The sequence below is a fragment of the Serratia sp. N21D137 genome (assembly GCF_047530005.1).
GTDB lineage: Bacteria > Pseudomonadota > Gammaproteobacteria > Enterobacterales > Enterobacteriaceae > Chania > Chania fonticola_B.
The window spans coordinates 1-25,201 of sequence record NZ_JBLJAJ010000006.1 but is presented as its reverse complement, the minus strand read 5'-3'; the positions used below and the strand labels follow the sequence as shown (position 1 = coordinate 25,201).

22 protein-coding genes, 2 tRNA genes and 2 rRNA genes are annotated in these 25,201 nt (G+C 55.8%); 6 read left to right on the top strand and 20 right to left on the bottom strand.

Translation table 11 applies throughout. From position 1 onward, the window contains the following. The first annotated feature begins 70 nt into the window (after window positions 1-70). The gene (locus ACMV5H_RS06820) at window positions 71-823 is read left to right on the top strand and encodes a CDP-diacylglycerol diphosphatase (RefSeq protein ID WP_414821625.1); all 753 of its coding nucleotides are present in this window, start codon (window positions 71-73) and stop codon (window positions 821-823) included. Window positions 824-830: 7 nt separating this feature from the next. On the opposite strand, the gene ACMV5H_RS06815 is transcribed toward ACMV5H_RS06820, so the two are convergent. Together ACMV5H_RS06815 and pdeH are read right to left on the bottom strand one after the other, a co-directional pair. Then, the gene (locus tag ACMV5H_RS06815; RefSeq protein WP_115159351.1) at window positions 831-2,876 is read right to left on the bottom strand and encodes an AsmA family protein; all 2,046 of its coding nucleotides are present in this window, start codon (window positions 2,874-2,876) and stop codon (window positions 831-833) included. A gap of 103 nt (window positions 2,877-2,979) precedes the next feature. Next, window positions 2,980-3,765 carry a cyclic-guanylate-specific phosphodiesterase gene (pdeH, locus tag ACMV5H_RS06810; protein WP_115159350.1) on the bottom strand — a complete coding sequence of 262 codons (786 nt, stop codon included), beginning with the start codon at window positions 3,763-3,765 and terminating at the stop codon, window positions 2,980-2,982. A 157-nt stretch (window positions 3,766-3,922) separates the two neighbouring features. On the opposite strand from pdeH, the gene ACMV5H_RS06805 reads away from it, so the two are divergent. Continuing rightward, the gene (locus ACMV5H_RS06805) at window positions 3,923-4,126 is read left to right on the top strand and encodes a 2-hydroxymuconate tautomerase family protein (RefSeq protein ID WP_021181815.1); all 204 of its coding nucleotides are present in this window, start codon (window positions 3,923-3,925) and stop codon (window positions 4,124-4,126) included. A gap of 153 nt (window positions 4,127-4,279) precedes the next feature. After that, the gene (locus ACMV5H_RS06800; RefSeq protein ID WP_115159349.1) at window positions 4,280-5,212 is read left to right on the top strand and encodes a sugar kinase; all 933 of its coding nucleotides are present in this window, start codon (window positions 4,280-4,282) and stop codon (window positions 5,210-5,212) included. Window positions 5,213-5,299: 87 nt separating this feature from the next. Here ACMV5H_RS06800 and ilvC read toward each other — a convergent pair whose 3' ends face one another. Continuing rightward, window positions 5,300-6,775 carry a ketol-acid reductoisomerase gene (gene ilvC / locus ACMV5H_RS06795; protein WP_179253259.1) on the bottom strand — a complete coding sequence of 492 codons (1,476 nt, stop codon included), beginning with the start codon at window positions 6,773-6,775 and terminating at the stop codon, window positions 5,300-5,302. Between the two features lie 168 nt (window positions 6,776-6,943). Here ilvC and ilvY point away from each other — a divergent pair, with 168 nt between their 5' ends. Then, complete coding sequence (gene ilvY, locus ACMV5H_RS06790) at window positions 6,944-7,828, top strand: HTH-type transcriptional activator IlvY (protein WP_414821624.1); 885 nt, start codon at window positions 6,944-6,946, stop codon at window positions 7,826-7,828. Here ilvY and ACMV5H_RS06785 read toward each other — a convergent pair. The 8 genes from ACMV5H_RS06785 to ACMV5H_RS06750 form a co-directional block, all read right to left on the bottom strand. After that, complete coding sequence (locus tag ACMV5H_RS06785; protein ID WP_021807370.1) at window positions 7,823-8,524, bottom strand: DUF2461 domain-containing protein; 702 nt, start codon at window positions 8,522-8,524, stop codon at window positions 7,823-7,825. The two genes, ilvY and ACMV5H_RS06785, sit on opposite strands and share 6 nt — an antisense overlap. Window positions 8,525-8,545: 21 nt before the next feature. After that, on the bottom strand, window positions 8,546-10,090 hold the full coding sequence (gene ilvA, locus ACMV5H_RS06780; protein ID WP_021181821.1) for a threonine ammonia-lyase, biosynthetic: 1,545 nt from the start codon (window positions 10,088-10,090) through the stop codon (window positions 8,546-8,548). Between the two features lie 5 nt (window positions 10,091-10,095). Further along, window positions 10,096-11,946: a dihydroxy-acid dehydratase gene (gene ilvD / locus ACMV5H_RS06775; protein WP_021181822.1), complete on the bottom strand. Its 1,851-nt coding sequence runs from the start codon at window positions 11,944-11,946 to the stop codon at window positions 10,096-10,098. Between the two features lie 67 nt (window positions 11,947-12,013). Next, complete coding sequence (ilvE, locus tag ACMV5H_RS06770; RefSeq protein ID WP_021181823.1) at window positions 12,014-12,940, bottom strand: branched-chain-amino-acid transaminase; 927 nt, start codon at window positions 12,938-12,940, stop codon at window positions 12,014-12,016. A gap of 21 nt (window positions 12,941-12,961) precedes the next feature. Further along, entirely contained in the window at window positions 12,962-13,219 is a 258-nt protein-coding gene (ilvM, locus tag ACMV5H_RS06765; RefSeq protein WP_021181824.1) for an acetolactate synthase 2 small subunit, read from the bottom strand. Further along, window positions 13,216-14,862, bottom strand: coding sequence for an acetolactate synthase 2 catalytic subunit (gene ilvG / locus ACMV5H_RS06760; RefSeq protein ID WP_037376516.1), 1,647 nt, complete (start codon window positions 14,860-14,862; stop codon window positions 13,216-13,218). The genes ilvM and ilvG overlap by 4 nt, the downstream gene beginning before the upstream one ends. Before the next feature lie 141 nt (window positions 14,863-15,003). Beyond that, window positions 15,004-15,102 carry an ilv operon leader peptide gene (gene ilvL / locus ACMV5H_RS06755; RefSeq protein WP_071681478.1) on the bottom strand — a complete coding sequence of 33 codons (99 nt, stop codon included), beginning with the start codon at window positions 15,100-15,102 and terminating at the stop codon, window positions 15,004-15,006. Between the two features lie 133 nt (window positions 15,103-15,235). Then, entirely contained in the window at window positions 15,236-16,468 is a 1,233-nt protein-coding gene (locus ACMV5H_RS06750; RefSeq protein WP_021807367.1) for an MFS transporter, read from the bottom strand. 343 nt (window positions 16,469-16,811) lie between these two features. Here ACMV5H_RS06750 and ACMV5H_RS06745 point away from each other — a divergent pair, with 343 nt between their 5' ends. Beyond that, on the top strand, window positions 16,812-18,335 hold the full coding sequence (locus tag ACMV5H_RS06745; RefSeq protein WP_094982438.1) for a YifB family Mg chelatase-like AAA ATPase: 1,524 nt from the start codon (window positions 16,812-16,814) through the stop codon (window positions 18,333-18,335). Between the two features lie 28 nt (window positions 18,336-18,363). Here the strand turns inward: ACMV5H_RS06745 and ACMV5H_RS06740 are convergent, their stop codons facing one another. After that, a complete protein-coding gene (locus ACMV5H_RS06740; protein WP_021181829.1) occupies window positions 18,364-18,702 on the bottom strand; it encodes a DUF413 domain-containing protein in 339 nt (112 codons plus the stop codon). Window positions 18,703-18,821: 119 nt separating this feature from the next. Between ACMV5H_RS06740 and hdfR the strand changes: the two genes are divergently transcribed. Continuing rightward, a complete protein-coding gene (gene hdfR, locus ACMV5H_RS06735; RefSeq protein ID WP_021807365.1) occupies window positions 18,822-19,649 on the top strand; it encodes an HTH-type transcriptional regulator HdfR in 828 nt (275 codons plus the stop codon). A gap of 4 nt (window positions 19,650-19,653) precedes the next feature. On the opposite strand, the gene yjfF is transcribed toward hdfR, so the two are convergent. The 8 genes from yjfF to ACMV5H_RS06695 all read right to left on the bottom strand — a co-directional run. After that, window positions 19,654-20,646 (bottom strand): galactofuranose ABC transporter, permease protein YjfF, encoded by a 993-nt coding sequence (yjfF, locus tag ACMV5H_RS06730; RefSeq protein ID WP_115159347.1) that lies wholly within the window; start codon window positions 20,644-20,646, stop codon window positions 19,654-19,656. Beyond that, window positions 20,643-21,665 (bottom strand): galactofuranose ABC transporter, ATP-binding protein YtfT, encoded by a 1,023-nt coding sequence (gene ytfT, locus ACMV5H_RS06725; protein WP_094982439.1) that lies wholly within the window; start codon window positions 21,663-21,665, stop codon window positions 20,643-20,645. The genes yjfF and ytfT overlap by 4 nt, the downstream gene beginning before the upstream one ends. Continuing rightward, window positions 21,662-23,176, bottom strand: coding sequence for a galactofuranose ABC transporter, ATP-binding protein YtfR (ytfR, locus tag ACMV5H_RS06720; protein WP_094982440.1), 1,515 nt, complete (start codon window positions 23,174-23,176; stop codon window positions 21,662-21,664). The genes ytfT and ytfR overlap by 4 nt, the downstream gene beginning before the upstream one ends. Before the next feature lie 22 nt (window positions 23,177-23,198). Further along, window positions 23,199-24,155 (bottom strand): galactofuranose ABC transporter, galactofuranose-binding protein YtfQ, encoded by a 957-nt coding sequence (gene ytfQ / locus ACMV5H_RS06715; protein ID WP_021807362.1) that lies wholly within the window; start codon window positions 24,153-24,155, stop codon window positions 23,199-23,201. A 297-nt stretch (window positions 24,156-24,452) separates the two neighbouring features. After that, a tRNA-Trp gene (locus ACMV5H_RS06710) sits at window positions 24,453-24,528 on the bottom strand. 53 nt (window positions 24,529-24,581) lie between these two features. Beyond that, a tRNA-Asp gene (locus ACMV5H_RS06705) sits at window positions 24,582-24,658 on the bottom strand. A gap of 94 nt (window positions 24,659-24,752) precedes the next feature. Then, a 5S ribosomal RNA gene (gene rrf / locus ACMV5H_RS06700) occupies window positions 24,753-24,868 on the bottom strand. 104 nt (window positions 24,869-24,972) lie between these two features. Continuing rightward, window positions 24,973-25,201: ribosomal RNA gene (locus ACMV5H_RS06695) — 23S ribosomal RNA — on the bottom strand; the annotation flags it as partial.

The window sequence follows — 25,201 nt, the reverse complement described above, 5'->3', positions numbered from 1 at the left end:
TGGGGGCCTGTTTGTCTGTTGTCACAAATCCCGGCTATGCTATCCCTCCATTTGCTGAGGAAACCCGCCCATGCCATTGCGCCGTTGGCTCTGTTTGTCTGTTACGTTGCTGATTATTATCGCCATTGCCACCTATTTCTGGCTGAAACCGGCCCACCCGGATGCGCTGTGGCATATCGTCAGCCAGCAATGCCTGCCGAATCAGCAACAAAACCATAATCCAGCGCCCTGCACACAGGTAGATGAGCAGGCCGGGTTCGTAGTGCTGAAAGACCGCAATGGGCCTTTGCAATACCTGTTGATGCCAACGGCCAAAATCACCGGCATAGAAAGCCCACTGGTCTTAGAGCCCGACACTGCCAACTTATTCACCTTAGCCTGGCAGGCCCGGCATTTTATGGCGGATAAACTCGGTAAACCGATCGACGATGCCGCCATCTCTCTGGCGATCAACTCCGAATATGGCCGTACGCAAAATCAGCTGCATATTCATATCTCCTGCCTGCAACCGGCGGTAAAAAACCGGCTGGCGCAGCTGCAAGGGGATTTCAGCGAAAGCTGGCAGCCGCTACCCGGTGGATTGCTGGGGCATGATTATTTGGCTCGCCGCGCCAGCGCTGCTGAACTCAAGCAGCTTGGGGCATTCCGTTTGCTGGCTCAGGGCGTTGAGGGCGCACGTGAAAGCATGGGGAGCTACGGCATGGCGATGACGGCCTTACCGGGAGGGGATTTCCTGCTGTTGGCTGTGAAACGTAACCTATGGCAGCTGAATCTGGCCTCCGCCGAAGAGAGCCAGGATCACAGCTGCCGGGTACTACAGTAATCTTGGGTCACTTCTTGTTCTTCATCTGCTGCAGGATCTTGCCACACTGGTTTTCTTCGCCACCGTCACTCGGTGAAACCAGAGCCAGCAACGCTGCTGCCGGGGCGACAACCACTCCCAATGCCACCGCAGCCACCCCGCGAGCAATCAACGGTCCAGCCTTCACGCCAGCGTCCGGTTTTTTAAACGTCCCTTTGACATACAGCGGCGAACGCAAGGTCAGCACCCGCATCCCTTTACTTTCCGGATCGATGGACAGATCCAGCCGCTCGGTGGCGAAATTGATGTTGCCGGTGATGTTGATGATGGCATTTTCCGTATCAAACACGAACAGTCGTGGTGTCGCCAACCCGCTGCGAATGCCGACATCCGCCGCCGCGCAGTTGATCCCCACCTCGTCATCGCCAAACAGTTGAGCTACCAGGTAGTTACCTACGTTGAGGCCCAGGATTTCCATCAGGCTGCGGCTGATCACGCCGTCATTGATCAGCAGGCGCAGATCGCCGCTGCTGGTCGCCAGCAAATCGGCCACCGAGTTGCCGCTGCCTGTTAGCTTGGCATCGCCGTTCAATTCCCCCAGGCTGCGCTTCATCGACTCCACGTTCGGCAGCAACTGCTTCAGCTGGAACTTACGCGCGTGCATATCCACCCGGCCCTGCATCGGGCTCTTGCTACCATCAAGACGGACGGTGGCATTCAGGTTGCCCCCGGCCACGCCGAAGCGCAGCGGGTCCATCAGGATCACTGCGTTATCCAGCTTAAGATGGGTATTCAGATCGCTCAACGGCAGCGAACTGCCATGCTCAATACGTTTGGCGGTAAATTTGACGTCGGCATCCATTACCCCCCAGCTTTTGGTTTCGAACTTCTCAACCGGCAGCACTTTGTCGCTCGGCTGGCGGGTTTTCTCGCCGCGATTGGCTTTCTGCTGATTGGAGTCCGCGCCGATCAATGGCGCAAGATCGGCAAAACGCAGCTGTTTGGAAAGCACTTCACCGCTCAACTTGGGCCGCGGGTGGCTCGCAACGTACTTCAAGTCCCCATGGATATCGCTGTCACCGATCTTGCCGTCAAAGCCCTGATACTCGAATACCGCACCGCCCGGTTGATGCAACTGGGCGATAAGATGGCCATCGGTAGAATAAGGTGGAGTGTTGGGTAACAGCACGCCGGTCAGCGCATACAGGTTTCCCAGGCTGTCACCGGAGAATTTCAGCCGTAGATCCAGACCGCCAAGGTTCAGCGGATCGGACAACGTCCCCGCAACCTGCACTCTGGTATTGCCGGAACGGACATCGGCCTGCAGCGGGAACGGAATATCAGCACTTTGCAGTGACAGCATGCCACCTATTTTGCCGCTGCCTGACAGCGCTTCACCGTGGTATTTTCCTTTAATCTTCCAGCCGAAGACATAATCCGGCGTCGTCGCTTTATCTCCCGGCTGCTTACCCGCAACTTCACTAAAGGGCAGAGGCTTGCCAAGTGGGTCGATCAGCGCCTGGAAATCGGCCTTGAGCGTGGCGTCTTTAAAATCAATCTGGCCGCGATCGAACACGATATCGTGAATGCTGACAGACCAGTCTGACTGCGGTTGGTTGGGGTCTTTTTCGGCGCTGTTAGCCAGGTTGAAGGTCCAGTTATTGTCACCGTTCGCCAGGCGCTGTAGCGAGGCATTTGGCTGTTTCAACCAGATACGCGGGATCAGCACCTCTTTGCCCAGCAGCGCCAATGGCGCGATCGAAGCATCGACGCGTTGCAGTGTGACCATCTCATCACCGGGGATCTTGGCAGGGTTGCCCAGCATAATATCTTCGGCGTGAATATGCGGCCAAGGTACCCAGGCACGCCAGCCTCCCTCATCCTGGTGACGTTCCCAGTTAACGCCCAGACCGCCACGAATAGCAAACGGGCGCTGCAGCTCGGCAGAGACTTTGCTATTGATGGTGGGTTTGAGGCGGTTCCAATCGAAGGTGGCAATGAACACCACCAAAACCACGATAATCAGCAGTACGATGCCGCCAATCCAGCTAAAAGTTTTGCCTGTTCTTGTCATATCGGCTCCCTTGAGGCGATAGCTGACTGCGAAAATTGATAAGCAGCCTTACTGAAAGCCTAGTCGAGGATAAGCCTAAGTTCACGCGATGGGAACTAATGGGTCAAGGGATGGGGGCAATAAACCGCGTAGGCAGCGTTTTCAGCTGGTCAAAATGTGCAGGGCGGCTCAGGTAATACCCTTGGGCTGCAAACGCGCCAGAGCGCTGTACCAGCAGCCATTCCTGCTCTGTTTCTACCCCTTCGACAATCACTCCGTCGCTATGCTGGCTCATCAGGCGCACCAGGGTAAAAAACAGCTGGATGCCCTCGTCGCTTTGCTTGAGCAACATGAACAGCTCGCGCGCCACCTTGATATACTGATAACGCCAACTGCTGACCGCAGAGAAATTCGCCAACCCGCTACCAAAATCATCCAGCCACAGGCGCTCCGCTCCGGGGATATGCTGCAGCGGCCCATTCAACGCCCTGTCTGCCTGCTCAACCAGCTCAAAACGCAGGTAAGGCATGACGCTGATTTGCCGCTGCATCGCCGGGTGTCGCTGCAGGGCCTGTAAGGCCTTGCCGTCGATATTGATGGAGACCATCAACGCATGGTGGATAAACATGGCCTGCCATTGCTGCAGTAAATTGAGCTGTTCCTGAAGCACCGCCAGGCGCTGGCGCAACCCCAGCGCGGCAAAGTAGTCCTCGGGGGAGACCGGCTTGCTCGGTGCCGCCGGATGATGCACCGCAGTAAGCAGCTCTACCGCCAGCAATTTGCCGCAGGTGCGGTAAATGGGCTGAAAAGTATACAAACGCCGACACTGCCGCCAGTAACGGAAGACCTTGGCACGCTGCCAGGCGGCAAACAATGGCGTCAGTAGACCAGAGATCATGTTGGTTATCATCGGTTCTATCGCCATTAGGGAATGGGAACGATAACGTTGCCGGAAATTTGTCGATCTTGTTATCGGCAACGCACAATAAAACTTTAAGCTTGGGTAAAAGGTCCCTACATTAAACCATTACCTACATGCAACGTTTCTATAACAAGAGGAAAATTTAATGCCCTACGTAAATATCAAAATTACCCGCGAAGGCGCAACCGCGGAGCAGAAAAAACAGCTAATTGCAGGTGTGACTCAACTGTTGGTCGATACGCTCGGCAAAAATCCGGCCACTACCGTGGTGGTTATCGATGAAGTGGAAACCGATAACTGGGGGATTGGTGGTCAATGTGTCACCGATCTGCGCGCGGCGGCCAAGTAGTTTTCCTTCCTCAGCGGCGGGAAACCACGCGTTTCCCGATCGCGATCATAAACTAATTAAAACGCTGTTTTATTCCTATTGACTCGCTTCGCCCTTGCGTTGAGACTGGACGTATTCGCAGCAACCAGACTCATTATCAAGCCAGGGATTATCATGAACAGCAAAAACCTCGCCGTGATCGGCGAATGCATGATCGAACTGTCGCAGAAAGGCGCCGATCTCAGCCGTGGATTCGGCGGCGACACCCTCAACACTGCCGTCTATATCGCCCGTCAGGTGCCGCAACAGGCGCTGAACGTGCATTACGTCACCGCGCTAGGCACCGACAGCTTCAGCCGGGAAATGCTGCAAACCTGGCAGCAGGAGCAGGTAAAAACCGATTTGATCCAGCAATTGGACAACAAGCTGCCGGGGCTGTACGTGATCGAAACCGACGATACCGGCGAGCGCACCTTCTATTACTGGCGCAACGATGCGGCCGCACGCTACTGGCTGGATGGCCCCCAGGCAGAGAGCCTGTGTGCACACCTGGCGCAGTTTGATTACCTGTATCTGAGCGGTATCAGTGTGGCGATCCTCAACCCTGCCAGCCGGGAAAAACTGCTGACCCTGCTGCGCCAATGCCGGGCCAACGGCGGCAAAGTGATCTTCGATAACAACTATCGGCCGCGGCTGTGGCAAAGCCAGCAAGAGACTCAGCAGGCCTATCGCGAGGTCCTGGCCTGTACCGACATCGCCTTCCTGACGCTGGATGATGAAGATTTACTGTGGGGCAAGCAGCCGGTTGAGCAGGTGGTGAGCCGTACCCGCGACTTTGGCGTGAGTGAGATTGTGATTAAGCGTGGCGCAGATTCCTGCCTGGTGTTCAGCGCCGATGGGGGAGCCCACGACGTACCGGCGGTCAAACTGCCAAAAGAGAAAGTGATTGATACCACCGCCGCCGGGGATTCCTTCAGCGCGGGTTATCTGGCTGTACGCCTGACCGGCGGTGATGCGGTTAGCGCGGCCAAACGTGGTCACCTGACCGCAAGCACGGTGATCCAGTATCGCGGGGCCATCATCCCACGCGAGGCGATGCCACAATAATTCCTGTCGTCTAGATAGGCGAAAGGCCAGCAACGATGCTGGCCTTTTTAGTTGGCCCGATAAATCGGGCCTCTACAATCTTGGTGCTTAACCGGCTACTGCGATACGTTTCATATCGGTCATATAACCACGCAGTTTGCGGCCAACGGATTCGATCGGGTGGTTGCGCACCGCTTCGTTCACGTCACGCAGTTGCGCGTTGTCAACAGTGGTACCAGCAACTGATTTACCCAGATCGCCCGCCTGCAGAGTGGTCATGAACTCTTTCAGCAACGGTACCGCCGCATAAGAGAACAGGTAGTTACCGTATTCTGCAGTATCGGAGATCACCACGTTCATTTCATACAGACGCTTACGCGCGATGGTATTGGCGATCAGCGGCAGCTCGTGCAGTGATTCGTAGTAAGCAGACTCTTCGATGATGCCTGAATCCACCATGGTTTCGAAGGCCAGCTCAACGCCCGCTTTCACCATTGCTACCATCAGTACGCCGTTGTCGAAGTATTCCTGCTCGCTGATTTTGCCTTCAAACTGCGGCGCAGTTTCGAAAGCGGTTTTGCCGGTCTCTTCACGCCAGGTCAGCAGTTTCACATCGTCTGCGGCCCAGTCTGCCATCATACCGCTGGAGAATTCGCCAGAGATGATGTCGTCCATGTGCTTCTGGAACAGCGGAGCCATGATGCCTTTCAGTTGCTCAGACAGCGCATAGGCACGCAGTTTCGCCGGGTTGGACAGGCGATCCATCATCAGGGTGATACCGCCCTGCTTCAGCGCTTCGGTGATGGTTTCCCAACCGAACTGGATCAGTTTTTCTGCGTACGCCGGGTCGGTACCTTCAGATACCAGCTTGTCGAAGCACAGCAGAGAACCCGCTTGCAGCATACCGCACAGGATGGTCTGCTCGCCCATCAGGTCAGATTTCACTTCTGCAACGAAGGAAGATTCCAGCACGCCTGCACGATGGCCGCCAGTGGCTGCCGCCCATGCCTTGGCAATCGCCATGCCTTCGCCTTTTGGATCGTTTTCCGGGTGAACCGCGATCAGCGTTGGTACACCGAAACCACGTTTGTATTCTTCACGCACTTCGGTACCTGGGCACTTAGGTGCAACCATCACTACGGTGATGTCTTTACGAACCTGCTCGCCAACTTCAACGATGTTGAAGCCGTGGGAGTAGCCCAGCGCAGCACCGTCTTTCATCAGCGGCTGTACGGCGCGAACTACGGAGGTGTGCTGCTTGTCTGGCGTCAGGTTAACGACCAGATCGGCCTGCGGGATCAGATCTTCGTAGGTGCCAACCATGAAGCCGTTCTCGGTGGCTTTGCGCCATGAGGCACGCTTCTCGGCAATCGCTTCTTTACGCAGCGCATAAGCCACGTCCAGGCCGGAATCACGCATGTTCAGACCCTGGTTCAGACCCTGAGCACCACAGCCGACGATCACCACTTTTTTCCCTTTCAGGTAACCGGCTTCATCCGCAAATTCGTCACGCGCCATGAAACGGCACTTACCCAATTGCGCCAACTGCTGACGCAGGTTCAATGTGTTGAAATAGTTAGCCATGGTGATGCTCCAGTTAGATGTTGTGTCGTGCAATATTATTCTCATTCCCGCCCTGTCTATGCGGGATCCGTTGAAACCAATGTATAACAGGAATTGCGTTGCTTAAATTGATATATTACGAACGTGACGTTGCAATTTCTGCAACACCCCGCTGCGAGCGTACTGATTATGGACTTACGTGATCTCAAGCTGTTCCTGCACCTGGCTGAAAGCCATCACTTTGGCCGCACGGCCAAGGCGATGCACGTCAGCCCCTCTACGCTTTCCCGCCAGATCCAGCGGCTGGAAGAAACGCTTGGGCAGCCGCTGTTTCTGCGTGATAACCGTACCGTAGAGCTGACCGATGCTGGCGAACAGTTGAAAGTGTTTGCTCAACAAACGCTGCTGCAGTATCAGCAGTTGAAACATTCGCTTGGCCAGCACGGCCCTTCTCTGAGTGGCGAGCTACGCTTGTTCTGCTCGGTCACTGCCGCTTACAGTCATCTGCCGCCGATCCTCGACCGCTTCCGTGCCCAGCATCCCCTGGTTGAAATCAAATTGACTACCGGTGATGCCGCCGATGCGGTGGACAAAGTACAATCCAACGAGGCCGACCTTGGTATCGCCGGGCGGCCTGAAACACTCCCCACCAGCGTCGCCTTCACCCAAATCGGTGAGATCCCGCTGGTGCTGATTGCTCCCGCTCTGCCGTGTGCGGTTCGAATGCAGGCTTTTGCAGAGCAGCCGGACTGGGCCAATATGCCGTTTATCCTGCCGGAGCATGGCCCATCAAGAAAACGCATCGAGCTGTGGTTCCGCCGCCAGCACATCACCAATCCGCTGATTTACGCCACCGTCGGCGGGCATGAGGCGATTGTTTCGATGGTGGCATTAGGCTGCGGTATCGCGCTGATCCCCAGCGTGGTGGTAGATAATAGCCCGGAGCCCGTTCGCAACCGCATCTCTCAGTTGGAAAATATCTCGATGGTCGAACCGTTCGAACTGGGGGTCTGCGTGCCGAAAAAACGCCTCAACGAACCGCTTATTGAGGCGTTCTGGCGTTTGCTCTCATAAATCCGCAGGGTCGATCTGCTTCATCGCTTCCACCTGCATCAGCCACTGGTACAGCGGCTCCAACTGCTGGAAACTCTGCGTAAGGGTAGCGACCAGATCGGCGCTGAACAGTTTTTCCACCTGATTATCCGTGGCCATCACCGCAAAGGACTTACGGTTGTACCAGGTGGCAATCTCCGGTGCCTGTTCCTTCACCAACGGGCGCTTATAGCTTTCCCCCACCAGCTCGAACGGCGCACGGCAGCACTCGGCTACCTCCAAAAACGGCTGCGGCCTGCGCAGCAGAGTATGGCGAAACAGATCCATGGTGGCTTTGTCGGCGCTGTAATAACCCAGGCCATAACGCAGCATGTCCGGCCCCAGTTCAAAGAAGTACACCGGTGCCAGCTTCCAGTCTTTGCTTGGCCGCTTGAAGGTCAGCCACATGCGGCTACGGTAGCGGGATTTATCATGGGAAAAACGCGTGTCGCGATGAATGCGCGACAGCGTTTTGCCAATGGCCGGACGGGTTTCAAACTGCGGGTCAATCATCAGCATCGCAGGACTCAGCGCATCCACCAGCGAACGGAACGGCGTTAACAGCTCACGGTCATACACGCCCCGATTGGCATCAAACCACTCCTTGTCGTTCTCGATCCGCACCTGTTGCAGGAAGTCCAGCCCTTGTTGGCTGAACCCGGTGAACTCATTACTCATACGCTATCCTTGTCGCCGATGTTAGCCCTGCAGGAAGAACCGGAAGGCCGGGTTGTCGGTCTCATCATGGCAGTCGTAACCCAACGCCTGCAGGTGTTGCTCAAACTCTGGCTCGGTCTGAGAAAGCTCAAACCCTGCCAGCACGCGACCAAAATCGGTACCGTGGCTGCGGTAGTGGAACAGCGAAATATTCCAGTGCGTGCCCAGCGTTTGCAGGAACTTGAGCAGAGCGCCCGGTGACTCTGGGAACTCAAAGCTGTACAGACGCTCACGCAGCGGTTTCGAAGGCCGCCCGCCCACCATGTAACGCACGTGCAGTTTCGCCATTTCATCGTCGGACAGATCCACTACCTGATAGCCATCACGGTTCAGCTCATCAATGATTTCCAGCCGCTCGGTATGGCCTCTGGTCAGGCGGACACCGACGAAGATGCAGGCATTATCAGCATCGGCATAGCGGTAGTTGAACTCGGTAACCGCACGGCCGCCCAACAGCTGGCAGAACTTCAGGAAGCTGCCCTTCTGCTCTGGAATGGTCACCGCCAGCAGCGCTTCGCGTTGTTCGCCCAGTTCGCAACGTTCGGAAACGTAGCGCAGTCCGTGGAAATTCACATTAGCACCGGAAAGCACATGGGCCAGCCGCTCGCCCTGAATATTGTGCTGCTGCACGTATTTTTTCAGCCCTGCCAACGCCAGCGCGCCAGAAGGTTCGGCGATGGCCCGCACGTCTTCGAACAGATCTTTCACCGCTGCGCAGATCGCATCGCTATCGACGGTGATCACATCATCAAGGTATTCACGGCACAGACGGAAGGTTTCATCACCGATGCGCTTTACTGCCACGCCTTCAGCAAACAACCCGACGCGCGCCAGATCGACCGGCTGCCCGGCATCCAGCGCCGCACGCAGACAGGCCGAATCCTCAGCTTCCACGCCAATCACTTTGATTTGCGGCATCAGTTGCTTGATCAGCACCGCGACACCGGCCGCCAGGCCGCCACCGCCCACCGGCACAAACACCCGGTCCAGGTGCGCGTCCTGCTGTAATAGCTCCATCGCCAAAGTGCCCTGCCCGGCAATGACTGCCGGGTGATCGAACGGGGGTACAAAGGTCATGCCCTGTTGCTGCGAAAGCTCAATCGCCTTGACCTTGGCTTCGTCGAAGTTGGCGCCGTGCAGCAACACTTCACCGCCGAAACCGCGCACCGCATCAACCTTGATATCCGCCGTCGACACCGGCATCACGATCAGGGTTTTGATCCCCAAACGGTTGCCGGAAAAGGCGACGCCCTGCGCATGGTTGCCCGCAGAGGCCGTGACCACACCACGCGCCCTCTGCTCTTCATCCAGGCTGGCAATCATCGCGTAAGCCCCGCGCAGCTTAAAGCTGTGCACCGGCTGGCGATCTTCGCGCTTCACCAGAATGGTATTGCCGAGGCGCGCAGAGATCTTGCCCATGGTCTGTAACGGGGTGACCTGAGCCACCTCGTAAACTGGCGAGCGGAGTACCGCTCGCAAATATTCGGCGCCACAGGGGGCGTCGGGTAGGGGTTGTGATACCGCCATGGTGGTTAGCCTCCCAGCTTGCTCTTGTCCCGCACTGCGCCTTTATCAGCACTGGTGGCCAGCGTAGCGTAAGCACGTAACGCATAAGATACCTGGCGCTCACGCGCTTTCGGTGTCCAGGCCGCATCACCGCGTGCCAGTTCCGCCTCACGGCGTGCAGCCAGTACGCTCTCCGGCACATCCAGCACCATGCTGCGTTTCGGGATATCGATATCGATCATGTCCCCTTCTTCCACCAGCGCAATCAGGCCGCCGCTGGCCGCTTCCGGCGAAACGTGACCAATGGATAAACCGGAGGTGCCGCCTGAGAAGCGACCATCGGTGATCAGCGCACAGGCCTTACCCAGCCCCATCGATTTCAGATAGGTGGTTGGGTAGAGCATTTCCTGCATGCCCGGCCCACCTTTTGGCCCTTCATAACGGATCACCACTACGTCGCCGGCCACCACTTTACCGCCAAGAATCGCCTCAACGGCCGTATCCTGGCTCTCATAAACTTTGGCTGGCCCACGGAAAGTCAGGTTGTCTTTATCCACGCCAGCGGTTTTAACGATGCTGCCGTCTTCGGCCATGTTGCCATACAGCACCGCCAAGCCCCCTTCCAGACTGAAGGCGTTTTCCAAGGAGCGGATACAGCCATCGGCACGATCGTTGTCCAGCGTGTCCCAACGGCAGTCCTGTGAGAATGCCTGGGTGGTGCGGATGCCCGCCGGACCTGCGCGGAACATTTTCTTCACGGCCTCATCCTGGGTCAGCATGATGTCGTACTTTTCCAGGGTCTCTGGCAGCTTCATCCCCAGGATGTTATCCACATCGCGGTTCATCAGCCCGGCGCGATCCAGCTCGCCAAGAATGGCAAGTACGCCACCGGCACGGTGTACGTCTTCCATGTGGTATTTCTGAGTGCTTGGCGCCACCTTGCACAGGTGTGGCACTTTGCGGGACAGGCGATCGATATCCGCCATGGCGAAGTCTATCTCACCTTCCTGCGCTGCCGCCAACAGGTGCAACACGGTATTAGTGGAGCCCCCCATCGCGATGTCCAGAGTCATCGCATTTTCGAATGCGGCCTTGTTGGCGATGCTGCGTGGCAGTGCACTTTCATCGTCCTGCTCGTAGTAACGCTTGGTCAGTTCGACGATGCGCTTACCGGCGTTCAGGAACAGATCCTTACGATCGGCGTGGGTCGCCAGCAGCGAACCGTTGCCCGGCTGAGACAGGCCCAACGCTTCGGTCAGGCAGTTCATGGAGTTGGCGGTAAACATCCCGGAGCACGAGCCGCAGGTTGGGCAAGCGGAACGCTCGATCTGCGCGCTGTCTGCGTCGCTGACGTTCGGGTTGGCACCCTGGATCATCGCATCGATCAGGTCCAGCTTGATGATTTTGTCGGAAAGCTTGGTTTTACCGGCTTCCATCGGGCCGCCGGAAACGAAGATCACCGGAATATTCAGGCGCAGTGACGCCATCAGCATCCCTGGGGTGATCTTGTCGCAATTGGAGATACATACCATCGCATCGGCGCAGTGGGCATTCACCATATACTCCACCGAGTCGGCGATCAGTTCGCGCGACGGCAGAGAATAGAGCATGCCGCCGTGGCCCATGGCGATCCCATCATCCACCGCAATGGTGTTGAACTCTTTGGCGACGCCGCCGGAGGCTTCGATCTGTTCTGCAACCAGCTTGCCCAGGTCGCGCAGGTGCACATGGCCCGGCACAAACTGGGTGAAGGAGTTGACCACCGCAATAATCGGTTTGCCGAAATCGTCGTCGGTCATCCCGGTCGCGCGCCATAATGCGCGGGCACCCGCCATGTTGCGGCCGTGGGTGGTGGTGGCGGAACGGTACTTAGGCATGCTCTTCACTCCAAAAATAGTCATTTTACGGACGGCGAACGAACCATCCGTTTAGTGTTGTCTGTCGTTATTGGTTTACCGGATCCAACCAGCCGTACTTGTCTTCGGTTTTGCCGCTGAACAGGCCAAAGAACGCCTGCTGGATCTGCTTGGTAATTGGGCCGCACTTGCCGATCCCTACCTGAATGCCATCCACGCTGCGCACCGGCGTGATTTCCGCCGCGGTGCCGGACATAAACACTTCGTCCGCCAGATACAGAGACTCACGGGAAAGCACTTGCTCGCGCACTTCGAAGCCCATGTCTTTTGCCAGCTTGATGATCGCGTCACGCGTGATACCTGGCAGGGCAGAAGAGGTGAACGGTGGAGTAAACAGTACGCCGTCTTTCACTTCAAACAGGTTCTCGCCTGCGCCTTCAGAGATATAGCCGTGAACGTCTAGCGCGATACCTTCCTGATAGCCGTGGCGGCGTGCTTCGCTGCCCACCAGCAGTGAGGAAAGATAGTTGCCCCCGGCTTTCGCCGCGGTAGGAATGGTGTTTGGTGCTACACGGTGCCAGGAAGAGACCATCGCATCGATACCTTGATCCAGCGCTTCTTCACCCAGATATGCGCCCCAAGGAAACGCCGCAATAATCACGTCGGTTTTATAGCCTGCCGGTGGGTTAACGCCCATGCCAACATCACCAACAAACACCAAAGGACGAATATACGCGCTGACCAGATTGTTTTTACGCAGCGTAGCACGGCAGGCTTCCATCAGTTCATCGACGCTTTGCGTTACCGGCATGCGGTAAATTTTTGCCGAGTCATGCAGACGCTGCATATGTTCACGGTGGCGGAATACCACCGGGCCTTTATGGGAGTCGTAGCAGCGAACCCCTTCAAATACCGACGTTCCGTAGTGCAGCGCATGCGACATTACGTGAACCTTGGCATCGGCCCAAGGAACCATCTCACCATTGAACCAAATATAATCGGCTTTCTTCGTCATTGTTCTGTTCCTTTTGCGCAATCAGGCGCGTATTTGTTGTGATGATTGTTGCTGGATCTCAACGCTGGAGACATCCATCAGTTTGCTCAACTGAGATGACAGTAAATCCACAGGGCGCTGGCTGGCAACGGTCAATTCAATATTTATATCGTCGCTATTGCTGCCCGAAGCCATATTCATAGCACAGACCTGGAAGCCACGGTGACGAACAACGCGCAATACGCGCTCTAACATTTCAGGGCGGAAGCGGGCCTGGATCGAGAGTTGATGCTGCATCATGATACTTTCTCCAACATGGTTTCGTTGCCTGCGCCCGGCGGCACCAGCGGCCAGACGTTCTCGAGTTCATCAATGGAAACCTGCAGCAGATAAGGCCCTTCGCTGTTAAGCAAGGTATCGAGCGCGTCTGCGACCTGGTCTTTGCGGGTAATACGTTGGCCGGGGATGCCGAAAGCGCTGGCCAATATCAGGAAATCGGGGTTATCGGAGAGGTTGGTTTCGCTGTAACGGCCATCAAAGAACAGTTGCTGCCACTGACGAACCATCCCTAAACGCTGGTTATCCAGTAACACGATTTTCAGCGGTAACTGTTTGCGTTTGATGGTACCCAGCTCCTGCACGTTCATCATGAAGGAACCATCTCCGGACACGCAGATCACCATATCCTCCGGGCGTGCCATCTGCGCACCTACCGCTGCGGGGATACCGAAGCCCATCGTCCCCAACCCGCTGGAGGTGATGAAGTTCTCTGGGCGTTCAAAGCTCATGTGCTGCGCGGTCCACATCTGGTGCTGGCCCACGTCGGTGGTCACCACGGTATTGGCCGGTTTGCGTTCAGACAGTTGCTTGAGCAGCAACGGAGCATAGATCGGTTGGCCCGGGTGGTCGTAACGCCAAGGGTGAGTTTCTTTCAGTTCGGCCACCCGTTGCAGCCAAGGGGCGATCTGCATCGGCTGTTGCAGCGCTGGCAGCAGGGTTCTCAGATCCCCTTGCAGGGCCACATGTGCCTGACGCAGCTTGCTCATTTCTGCCGGATCGATATCCATGTGGATCACCTTGGCCTGCGGCGCAAAGGCGTTCAGCTTGCCGGTCACCCGATCGTCAAAACGCGCGCCTACGGCTATCAATAAATCACACTCCTGCACGGCGAAGTTGGCAGCTTTGGTGCCATGCATACCCAACATGCCGAGATAATACGGATGGTTGGCATCCGGTGCGCCCAAGCCTTTCAAGGTCGCCACGGTTGGGATTTGCGTCAGCTCGACAAATTCCCGTAATGCCGAGACTGCCTGCGCCATCCCTACGCCACCGCCCACGTACAGCATTGGCTTCTGCGCCTGTGCCAGCAACTGCGTGGCCATAGCCAGCTCCGCCGTAGGATGTTCAAACTGGTCTTCTACCGGCATCAGATGAGGAGGCAAATCGCCCTGCGCCAGTTGGATGTCTTTCGGGATGTCGATCAGTACCGGGCCTGGGCGGCCGCTGGTGGCGATGGCAAAAGCCTCTGCCATGATCCCTGGCAGCGCTTCCAGCGACTCCACCAGGAAACTGTGTTTGGTACAGGCCAGAGACAGGCCAAGAACATCGATCTCCTGAAAAGCATCGGTACCGATAAGCGCAGAGCCTACCTGACCGGTGATCGCAACCACTGGCACCGAGTCCAACAGCGCATCCGCCAACCCGGTGATCAGGTTGGTCGCGCCGGGGCCAGAGGTGGCGATACAGACGCCAACTTTGCCGCTGGAACGAGCATAGCCAATGGCCGCAATCGCCGCACCCTGCTCATGACGACACAGCAGATGTTCAACTCCGCCGTCATACAACGCATCGTAGACCGGCATGATCGCACCACCGGGATAGCCGAATACCTTGTCTACCCCCTGCGCACGCAACGCTTGAACTACCCACTGAGCACCATTCATGGTTATTTCCCCGCCTTGTTGCGGGAAGTGCAGGATTTTATTCTGTTGGTCATTCTCTGCTCCTTGTTCATATTTTCTTGGCATAAAAAAACCCCCGGACCTTTTGGGTGCGGGGGTTATCTTGCGATTCCGGCTTGTTTTCTAAGCCTTTCTTCGTCCAAGTGCAGCCCCGCACGGTGGGATAATAATCACCACCACGCTAATCACGACTAGGCTAATCACTTGGGCTAGGGCTTTCATAATTGGGTTGTTCACTGTGCTCGTTTCGAACTAATGCCTACAGAGTTACCATAGCAGCCGGTAACCTGACAACACTTTTTTTGCGTTATTATTCGGCGCTGCCGGGTCAAAGCTGCAACAAAGCGCATGAAATTCAAACGCTAACACCAGCACCAGGCGCTTTACTTTCCACCGCAATCGCTTTGCCGCGCGTATCCTTGCCGAAATACACCAGCACCGCGATCACGATCGCCACCGTCCCGGCAATCATCGCCATCGCCAGGCCGTAGTTTTGCCCATGATGTTCCGCAATCGTGGCCTGCAAGGTCGCGTTCACTGAGGCAATAAGATTACCCAGCTGATAGACAAACCCCGGCAACACCGCGCGGGTATTCGCTGGCACCAGTTCGTTGAGGTAGGTTGGGATCACACCCCACGCGCCCTGCACCATGAATTGCATCATGAACGCCCCCAGCCCCAGCATCAGCGAACCGCTGGCGAAGGCCCACAGCGGGATCACCGGTAACGCCAGCAGGGCCGCAATAATAATGGCTTTCTTACGGCCAATTTTTTCCGACAGGGCACCAAAGAAAATACCGCCGATAATGGACGCGATATTGTAGCTAATGGCGATAATACTGACGGTTTTAGGATCGAAACCGTGCTGAATTTTCAGGAAGGCCGGATACATATCCTGGGTGCCGTGAGAGAAGAAATTAAACGCCGCCATCAGCAGCACCAGATAGACACACAGCTTCCAATGACTCTTCAGGACTGGCAGCAAAGCGGTGCTTTCTTTACGAGCCCGTGCCGCCAGCCACACCGGCGACTCTTCCACGCAGAAGTAGATAAACGGCAGTAACAGGATTGGCGCGGCCCCGATCACGAACATACCACGCCAGCCGACCACTTCAAACAGCAGGCCGTAGGCCACCGCCGCCAACAGATAGCCAAACGGATACCCCGCCTGGAAGATACCGGACATCAGGCCGCGCGAACGATCTGGGATGCTTTCCATCGCCAGCGAAGAGGCCACGCCCCAGATGCCCCCCATCGCCACGCCGTAAAGCACACGCAGCAACAGGAAGACGGTCAAAGAAGGAGCGGCCGCCGACAACAGCTCGAATACCGAGAAAAACACGATATTCAACATCAGGATTGGTTTACGGCCGTACTTTTCCGCCGCACGGCCAAAGATCAGGGCGCCAATCGGGCGCACCGCCAACGTCAGCAGGATCGCCAGGGTGACTTCTTCCATCCCCACCTGAAAAGCCTGAGCTATATCGCTGAGCAGGAAGACCAGCACAAAGAAATCGAAAGCGTCGAGCGTCCAGCTTGAAAAGCTGGCAATTGCCGCATTGCGCTGCAGCGGAGTCCAACCGAACATAGTGTTATCCCTACCGTAGAGTATGAAGTTATCAGGTTTAGCGGCGGCCGCAGCGGGTGCGGTAGCGGTCGGGGCTTTGTTAATGAAGTGATTTTTTATTTTAACCAATTGTTAAATACACCCATTAACCCTGCTGTTGCAACTTGGTTAGCTTGCTAATTTGTTGCAACCTTGTGGTAATTGTTAAGGGGTATTACAGTGAAATGCGTGCCGGCTCGAAAAACACCACTAACCTGATGAAATAAATTACTTTTAATTTTGTAGCACTACGCAAGTTGACGATGAATAGAGCGCAGCTATCGGTCCGTTCACGCATCATGTTGCCTTCAGCGAGGAGAGCAATATGTCACTGGCGGTAATCTATACCCGTGCCACGATCGGCGTGCAGGCACCTTCGGTCATGGTTGAAGTCCATATCAGCAACGGATTACCCGGCCTCACGCTGGTCGGTCTACCGGAAACCACGGTGAAAGAAGCCCGTGACCGGGTGCGCAGCGCACTGATCAACAACGGCTTCACCTTTCCGGCCAAACGCATCACCGTCAATCTGGCACCCGCCGATTTGCCTAAGGAAGGGGGGCGCTATGATTTACCCATTGCGCTGGCCATTCTGGCGGCCTCAGAACAGTTGCCAGCAGATAAGTTGGCGCACTATGAGTTCCTGGGTGAATTGGCGCTTTCTGGCGCATTGAGGGCGGTGCACGGCGCCATTCCGGCGGCAATAGCGGCAGCCGAGGCCAAGCGTGAGCTGATCCTCGCAGCGGCCAACGGCAAAGAGGCAGGGTTGCTTCCCAACAGCACAACCCGAGTCGCGGAACATTTGCTTGAGGTTTGCGCTTTTTTGCAAGGTAAGGGTGAGCTGCCGATCGCCGTAGCGCCCCCTGCGGCCGCCACGTCAACGGAAACTGCCGACCTGCAGGAAGTCATTGGCCAGGAGCAGGCAAAACGAGCGTTGGAAATTGCCGCGGCCGGGGGCCACAACCTATTGCTGCTTGGCCCTCCGGGCACCGGAAAAACCATGCTGGCCAGCCGCCTCAACGGTTTGCTGCCGCCGTTAAGCGATCGGGAGGCGTTGGAAAGCGTGGCCGTTGCCAGCTTATTGCATCACCCTGATGAAACCCTGCCATGGCGACAGCGGCCGTTTCGTGCCCCGCATCATAGCGCTTCGATGGCTGCACTGGTTGGAGGTGGTTCCTTGCCACGGCCAGGGGAAATCTCCATGGCGCACAACGGCGTGCTATTTCTGGATGAGTTACCGGAATTTGAACGGCGAGTATTGGATGCGCTGCGTGAGCCGCTGGAATCCGGTGAAATCGTCATCTCACGCGCTAGTGCCAAGGTACGCTTCCCAGCCAGGGTGCAGCTGATTGCAGCGATGAACCCCAGCCCAACCGGACACTATCAGGGCATACACAACCGCACGCCACCGCAGCAGATTTTGCGCTACCTCGGCAGGCTCTCTGGCCCCTTCCTCGATCGATTTGATTTGTCGATTGAGGTGCCACTGCTGCCACCAGGCGTACTGGCCAAGCAGCGCCATGCGGGGGAAAGCAGCCAACAGGTACGTCAAAGGGTGCTGGTGGCGCGCGAGCGGCAGCTGGCACGTGCAGGTAAAGTGAATGCGCTGTTGAGTAACCGCGAGGTGGATCGGGATTGCCATTTACCTGCAGCGGAAGCGGAGTTTTTAGAAAGAACGCTGAGCCAACTGGGATTATCGGTTCGAGCCTGGCATCGCATCCTGAAAGTGGCACGCACACTGGCCGATTTGACGGGGGAACAACAGATTGATAAACGCCATCTCAGCGAAGCGCTCAGCTATCGCAGTATGGATCGCCTGCTGCTGCAGTTACACCGCAGCCTGGAATAAAAAATGGGGCCGAATGGCCCCATGATGATCAATCGTCGCTTTCAGTGTAGTCTTCTACCGCATCAGCCTGCGGCTTGCCACCTGACAACGTATGGAATTTTTTCGGGCGGCGGGTGCGCGCCAGATATTTAGACCATACTTTTTCTTGCTCGGTTACCGGTTCACGCTCACCGCGACACACTGCAACGAACAACTGTTCTTCTTCAGTGGCTGGCTGGCGTTTGCCGGCATCCAACTCGTTGAACGCATACCCGAAACGCTCTAGCAATTGCGCTTCTTTAATGGTGAAATCGCCGTGACGGGAGAACCCGCGAGGATAGTTTTTATTATCAAAAAAACGACTGTTGGTGGTGAAGCTATCCGCCATCTGACACGCTCCTAATTCTCTCATGGCCGTGCTGTTTATGGCGCGGAGTATTAGATAGGCTTGACATCGTGTAAAACAAAACATTTAAATCTTAACGATAAAAAATTTTGGAGATAGGTGTGGACACCGAATTACTGAAAACCTTTTTGGAGGTCAGTAGAACGCGACACTTTGGCCGCGCAGCGGAATCCCTGTACTTAACGCAGTCTGCGGTGAGTTTCCGTATCCGTCAGCTTGAAACTCAATTAGGGGCGAATTTATTCACCCGCCACCGCAACAACATCCGCCTGACACCAGCAGGAGAGCGGCTGTTGCCCTATGCCGAGAGCCTGATGAACACTTGGCAGTTAGCAAAGAAAGAGGTGGTGCGATCGCTACAGCACAGCGAACTTTCGATCGGCGCCACCGCGTCGCTATGGGAAGCTTACCTCACGCCCTGGCTGCAATCTCTCTACCAGCAGCGGGAGGCCTTGCAGCTCGAAGCCAGGGTGGCTCTGCGCCATTCTTTGGTGAAACAGCTACATGAAAGACAGCTCGATTTGCTAATCACCACCGAACCGCCAAAGATGGATGAGCTGGCCAGCCAGCTGTTGGGTAACTTCTCGCTACGCCTGTTTTCCTCATCGCTACGCGATAAATCCGCCCCCATGCCTTACATCAAACTGGAATGGGGTGCCGATTTTCACCAACAGGAAGCCCGCATGCTTGAGGGCGACAGCATGCCCGTGTTGACCACCACTTCGGCACATCTGACGCGTCAATTGCTGGAAACAACCGGTGGCTGTGCATTTCTCCCCAGCCAGTGGGAAAAAGAGTACCCTCAGTTGATCGCCGTTGCTGACGCCCAGCCGATCATCCGCCCGCTTTATGCCGTCTGGCTGCAAAACAGCGACCAGCAGCCGTTAATCCGCCAACTGCTGAAAATACCTTTAAATACCGCAACCTGAGCCGCTATGACGGCTTCAGGCGTGGATGGCGGGGTTTTGCCCGTCTGGTCTGCCAAAAGGCGCTCATCGCCTTCTGGAGGCCGATAAAGCAGAACAGCAGGATGCCGATGACGATTTTGGTCCACCAGGAGCTGAGCGAGCCATCGAAAGTGATGTAACTCTGGATTAGGCCCTGGATCAGCACGCCAAACAGGGTACCCAAGATGGTGCCGACACCACCGGTCAGCAACGTTCCCCCAATGACGACCGCCGCAATGGCATCCAGTTCGACACCGCTGGCAGCTAGAGCGTAACCGGCGGAAGTGTATAGCGAGAAAATTATGCCAGAGAGGGCTGCCAGCGTACTGGAAAGCATGTAAATCTGGATGGTGGTACGCCTTACCGGCACCCCCATCAAGGCAGCGGAGACCGGATTGCCGCCAATGGCATAGACGTTATGGCCAAAACGGGTGCGATGCGCCAGGATCATGCCAATCGCCACAACCAGCAGCATCACCAGCGCCAATAAGGTAAATCGGCCACCACCGGGGACTTTCCAGGCATAGTTTGCCAGCGTGGCATACAGCGGGTAATCGATCGGCAAAGACTCTTCTGACACGATAAAACTCATGCCGCGCACGAAGAACATCCCCGCGAGCGTGATGATAAATGCAGGTAATTTCAGCACGTCAATGATCCAACCCATCAGCGCACCAAACGAGGCCCCCATCAGCAAGGCAATGACAAATGCATAACCTGGAGCAATACCATAAGTGCCAATCAGCTTGGCCAGCAGTACGCCGGTAAAGGCGATCACTGAGCCCACCGAAAGATCGATACCCCCTGAAAGGATCACAAAGGTCATGCCCACGGCCACAATGCCGAGAAAGGCGTTGTCGGTCAGCAGATCGCACCAGACGCGGGTGGAAGCGAAGCTGGGGAATTGGCTAAGGCAAAAGGCATAGCCCAGCAGGAAAACCGCGATAGTGATCAATAGGGGAAGGTTACGTTTCATCATGATTTCCGTCTCCGCCACAGCCGCTGTAATGACACACTGGGGGATTGCACCAGCAACACGGCTAATACCACCACCGCTTTCAACACCAGGTTAAACTCCGGTTTATAGCCCGAAAGCAGAATTCCAGTATTCATGCCCTGAATGATTAGCGCCCCCACCACCGAGAGCAACAGATTAAAACGCCCGCCCAGCAGTGACCCACCACCAATCACCACGGCCAGGATCGCATCCAGTTCGAGCCACAGGCCCGCATTGTTGGCATCCGCACCACGGATATCCGCCGTGACGATAACCCCTGCCACCGCCGCGCACAGGCCGCAAATGATATACACCGCAATAATCACCCAGCGAGTACTGACGCCAGCATTACGTGCCGAGCGCAAATTGATACCGACCGCCTCAATAAACAGCCCCAAAGCGGTTTTGCGTGTCAGTAACCAAATCAGCAGCAGCATGATGGCAGCAATGATCACCGGCATCGGCAGATACATCAGCGAACCACTGCCGAGCTTGGCTAATCCTTCACTTTCAAAGGTGACGATTTGCCCTTCGGTAATCAACTGCGCGATACCGCGCCCGGCCACCATCAGCATCAAGGTGGCGACGATCGGCTGGATTTGCAGCACCGCCACCAGGAAACCGTTCCACAGGCCACACAGTGCCCCAACCGCTAATGCGGCCCCCAGGATGTAAGCTAATGGGTAGCCAGCGCTAGTCATGGTGGCAGCGGTCGCCCCGGCAATCGCCATCACCGCACCGACGGAGAGATCGATCCCACCGGTAGCGATCACTAGCGTCATACCCAAGGCAAGCAGCGCAACGGGGGCACCGCGATTAAAAATATCAATCACGCTGCCGAACAGGCGGCCATCCTGGATATGAATTGAAAAGAAATGGGGGGCGACCAGGCTATCGATAAGCAAAATCACCGCCAGCGCCCCCAGCTGCGTCGCTCCGGCGGGCATTACCCACCTTACTTTGCGCGGTCCACCGGTCATGGGAAAACTCCTGTGGTTCATGCTGCCCCCTGTTGCACGGCAATGGCCTGCATAATGGCGGGAACCGTAATGGCATCATGCTCAAGCTGCGCCACATGTTTTCTATCGCGTAATACCACGATGCGATCGGCATAGCCTGCCAGCTCCTCCAGTTCGGAGGAGATCACCAGCAGCGCCAACCCTTCATCACAGAGCCGTTCAATCAGGCGGATAATTTCCGCATGGGCTCCTACGTCAATGCCACGGGTTGGCTCATCCAGGATCAGGAAACGGGGTTTAGTCGCCAGCCAGCGGGAAAGCAGCACCTTCTGCTGGTTACCGCCGGAAAGGTACTGGATTTGCTGCTCCGGCCCCGGTGTGCGGATCCCCAGCAGTTTGATGAAATCCTCCGCAATTCGGGTTTGCTCACGCAAAGGGATAGGCCGTAACCAGCCACGCTGCGCCTGCAATGCCAGAATGATGTTTTCCCTTACCGTGGCCGCGCCGACAATACCGTCGGTCTTACGATCTTCTGGGCAATAGCCAAATCCCAGGCTGGCCGCTTTACGGGGGGTAGGGATCGCCACCATTTTGCCCTCAACCTTCGCTGTACCTTTATCCCGAGCCTTAATGCCGAAGATCAGTTGTGCCGTCTCAGTACGCCCCGATCCCAATAAACCAGCCAGACCAACTATTTCTCCAGGCCGGATCGCCAGATCAAAGGGCTCAACCATGCCGCGTCGGCCATAACCGCTAAACTCCACTAACGGCGGAGCCTGCACGGCCTGATGTTCGCTGCGTTTGAGCAACGTCTCATCAAAACTGTGGCCAAGCATCATCTGTACCAACTCGAGCCGTGGCAACTCGGCGGTGACACGGGTCCCGACCAGCTTGCCGTTACGCAACACAGTAATACGATCGCTGATGCGGTAAACCTGTTCGAGAAAATGGGTGACGAAGATCATCCCCATTCCCTGAGATCGCAGCTGGCTAAGAATATCCAGCAGCATGGTGACTTCCTTGGCATCCAGGCTGGCGGTGGGTTCATCCAGGATAAGCACCTTGGCGGAGAGATCGACGGCGCGAGCAATCGCGACAATTTGCTGAATGGCGATAGAGTAGTTACCCAGCGGCTGGCTGACATCCAGCGGTAATCCATACCCTTCCAGCAGCTTACGGGCATTACGCAACAGGGTTTTTTGATCGATTAGGCCAAAGCGGGTGGGTTCGCGTCCGATAAACAGATTAGCGGCCACCGAGATATTAGGCAGCAGGTTAACTTCCTGATAGACGGTGCCAATCCCCAACGATTGCGCCTGGGCCGTATTCTGTGGCGCAATCGCGGTGCCTTCTAGCCAGACCTCACCGGCGGAGCGTTGGTAAACACCGGTTAATGCCTTAATCAGCGTGGACTTACCCGCGCCGTTTTCCCCAAGAAGCGCCACCACCTCACCGCGTTGTAGTGTGAAATCAACCTGCTCCAGCGCTTTTACACCTGGAAACTCCACGGATAACCCGCTTATTGCCAATAATGCTGCCTGAGGTGTGGCCATTATCTGCTCCGCCTGTTAACGATCAATATCCCATGCTTTTCTTCATATCGTATTCCTGTCTGGCCGTTTCAGGCTGCAGCAGTTTCGACTCGGTCTGGATAAATTTCTGTGGCTGTGTGCCGTCTTTTTTCAATGCAATCAAGGCATCAAACGCAGGTCCTGCCATATTTGGCGTCAGTTCAACCGTGGCGTTGGCTTCCCCTTCCATCATTGCTTTAAAGATATCCGGCACGCCGTCGATGGAAACAACCTTGATCTGTGAGCCCGGTTTGAGGCCAGCTTCTTTGATCGCCTGGATGGCACCAATGGCCATATCGTCGTTATGTGCATAGACGGCGCAGATGTTTTTGCCGTTCTGTTCAGCCTTGATAAAGCTTTCCATCACTTCTTTACCCTTGCTGCGAGTAAAGTCACCGGACTGCGAACGGATGATTTTGACGTTGTCGGCAGAGGCAATACCATCCGCAAAGCCTTTCTTGCGGTTAATGGCCACGCTGGCCCCAACGGTGCCTTGCAGTTCCACTACGTTACAGGGCTTGCCCGCAACGGCTTTCACTAGCCATTCGCCTGCGACTTTTCCTTCATGGACGCTGTCAGAGGCGACGGCTGCGGTATACAGCGAGGGATCGTTCACTTCGATCATGCGATCCAGCAGGAAGACCGGAATTTTGGCCTCTTTCGCTTCCTGCAATACCGGAGTCCAACCGGTGGCCACCACCGGCGCAATGAAGATGGCGTCAACGCCCTGAGCAATAAAGGATCTCACCGCCTTGATCTGGTTTTCCTGCTTTTGCTGTGCATCGGCGATTTTCAGCGTAATACCCCGTTTTTCCGCCTCCTGTTTCGCCACTTTGGTTTCTGCCGAACGCCATCCTGATTCAGAACCAATCTGAGAAAAGCCGACAACCAAGGGGGCAGCCTGCGCCGCTCCCATCAACACGCCGCTTACGGCTGCCGCTAACAGTAAACGCTTAACCATGTTTTTCTCCTCGCTCTGCCTGAATCGATCAGACAGAGATGGCTGTGGGTATATTCGCTTTCATCGAGTGTGCCCAACAAACTCGTGGGGCTTATAAGGTGTAGTTGAAATACAGACAGGAATGATGAGCGATATCACAGCGCGGGATTACAACCATTTTGTACATAGATACAGCTAGAAATGTCTAAATTGGGAACGATTTCGGCGGGAATTTTGTACGCGCTAGCGGCAGGAGTGGCAATTTTAAGCGAGTAGAAAGCAAAAAAAACCCTTCGCTTTCGCAAAGGGTTTCTAATATGGCAGGGGCGGAGAGACTCGAACTCGCGACACCCGGTTTTGGAGACCGGTGCTCTACCAACTGAGCTACGCCCCTAAATTACGCTTAACATTATGCCTGCTAAAGTTAGCAGGCATAATTTAAATAAGTGGCGGAACGGACGGGGCTCGAACCCGCGACCCCCTGCGTGACAGGCAGGTATTCTAACCAACTGAACTACCGCTCCACCGATTCTTTTACGTCGCATCTTTCGATGCTGGCAAAACCACCTGTGTGATTTCGCGCATTACCAGGTGTCACACTGATAACGTTTATTTGATGCCTGGCAGTGTCCTACTCTCGCATGGGGAGACCCCACACTACCATCGGCGCTACGGCGTTTCACTTCTGAGTTCGGCATGGGGTCAGGTGGGACCACCGCGCTATTGCCGCCAGGCAAATTCTGTTTCATTCTTGGCCGTTACTTTCGTAACCACCAGAACCAATCTCGGAACTTCGCTGAAAATCTCTACAATCTCTTCAAAACACCTTCGGTGTTGTAAGGTTAAGCCTCACGGATCATTAGTACTGGTTAGCTCAATGCATCGCTGCACTTACACACCCAGCCTATCAACGTCTTAGTCTTAAACGTTCCTTCAGGGGCCTTAAAGGCCCAGGGAAGACTCATCTCGAGGCAAGTTTCGCGCTTAGATGCTTTCAGCGCTTATCTTTTCCGCACTTAGCTACCGGGCAGTGCCATTGGCATGACAACCCGAACACCAGTGGTGCG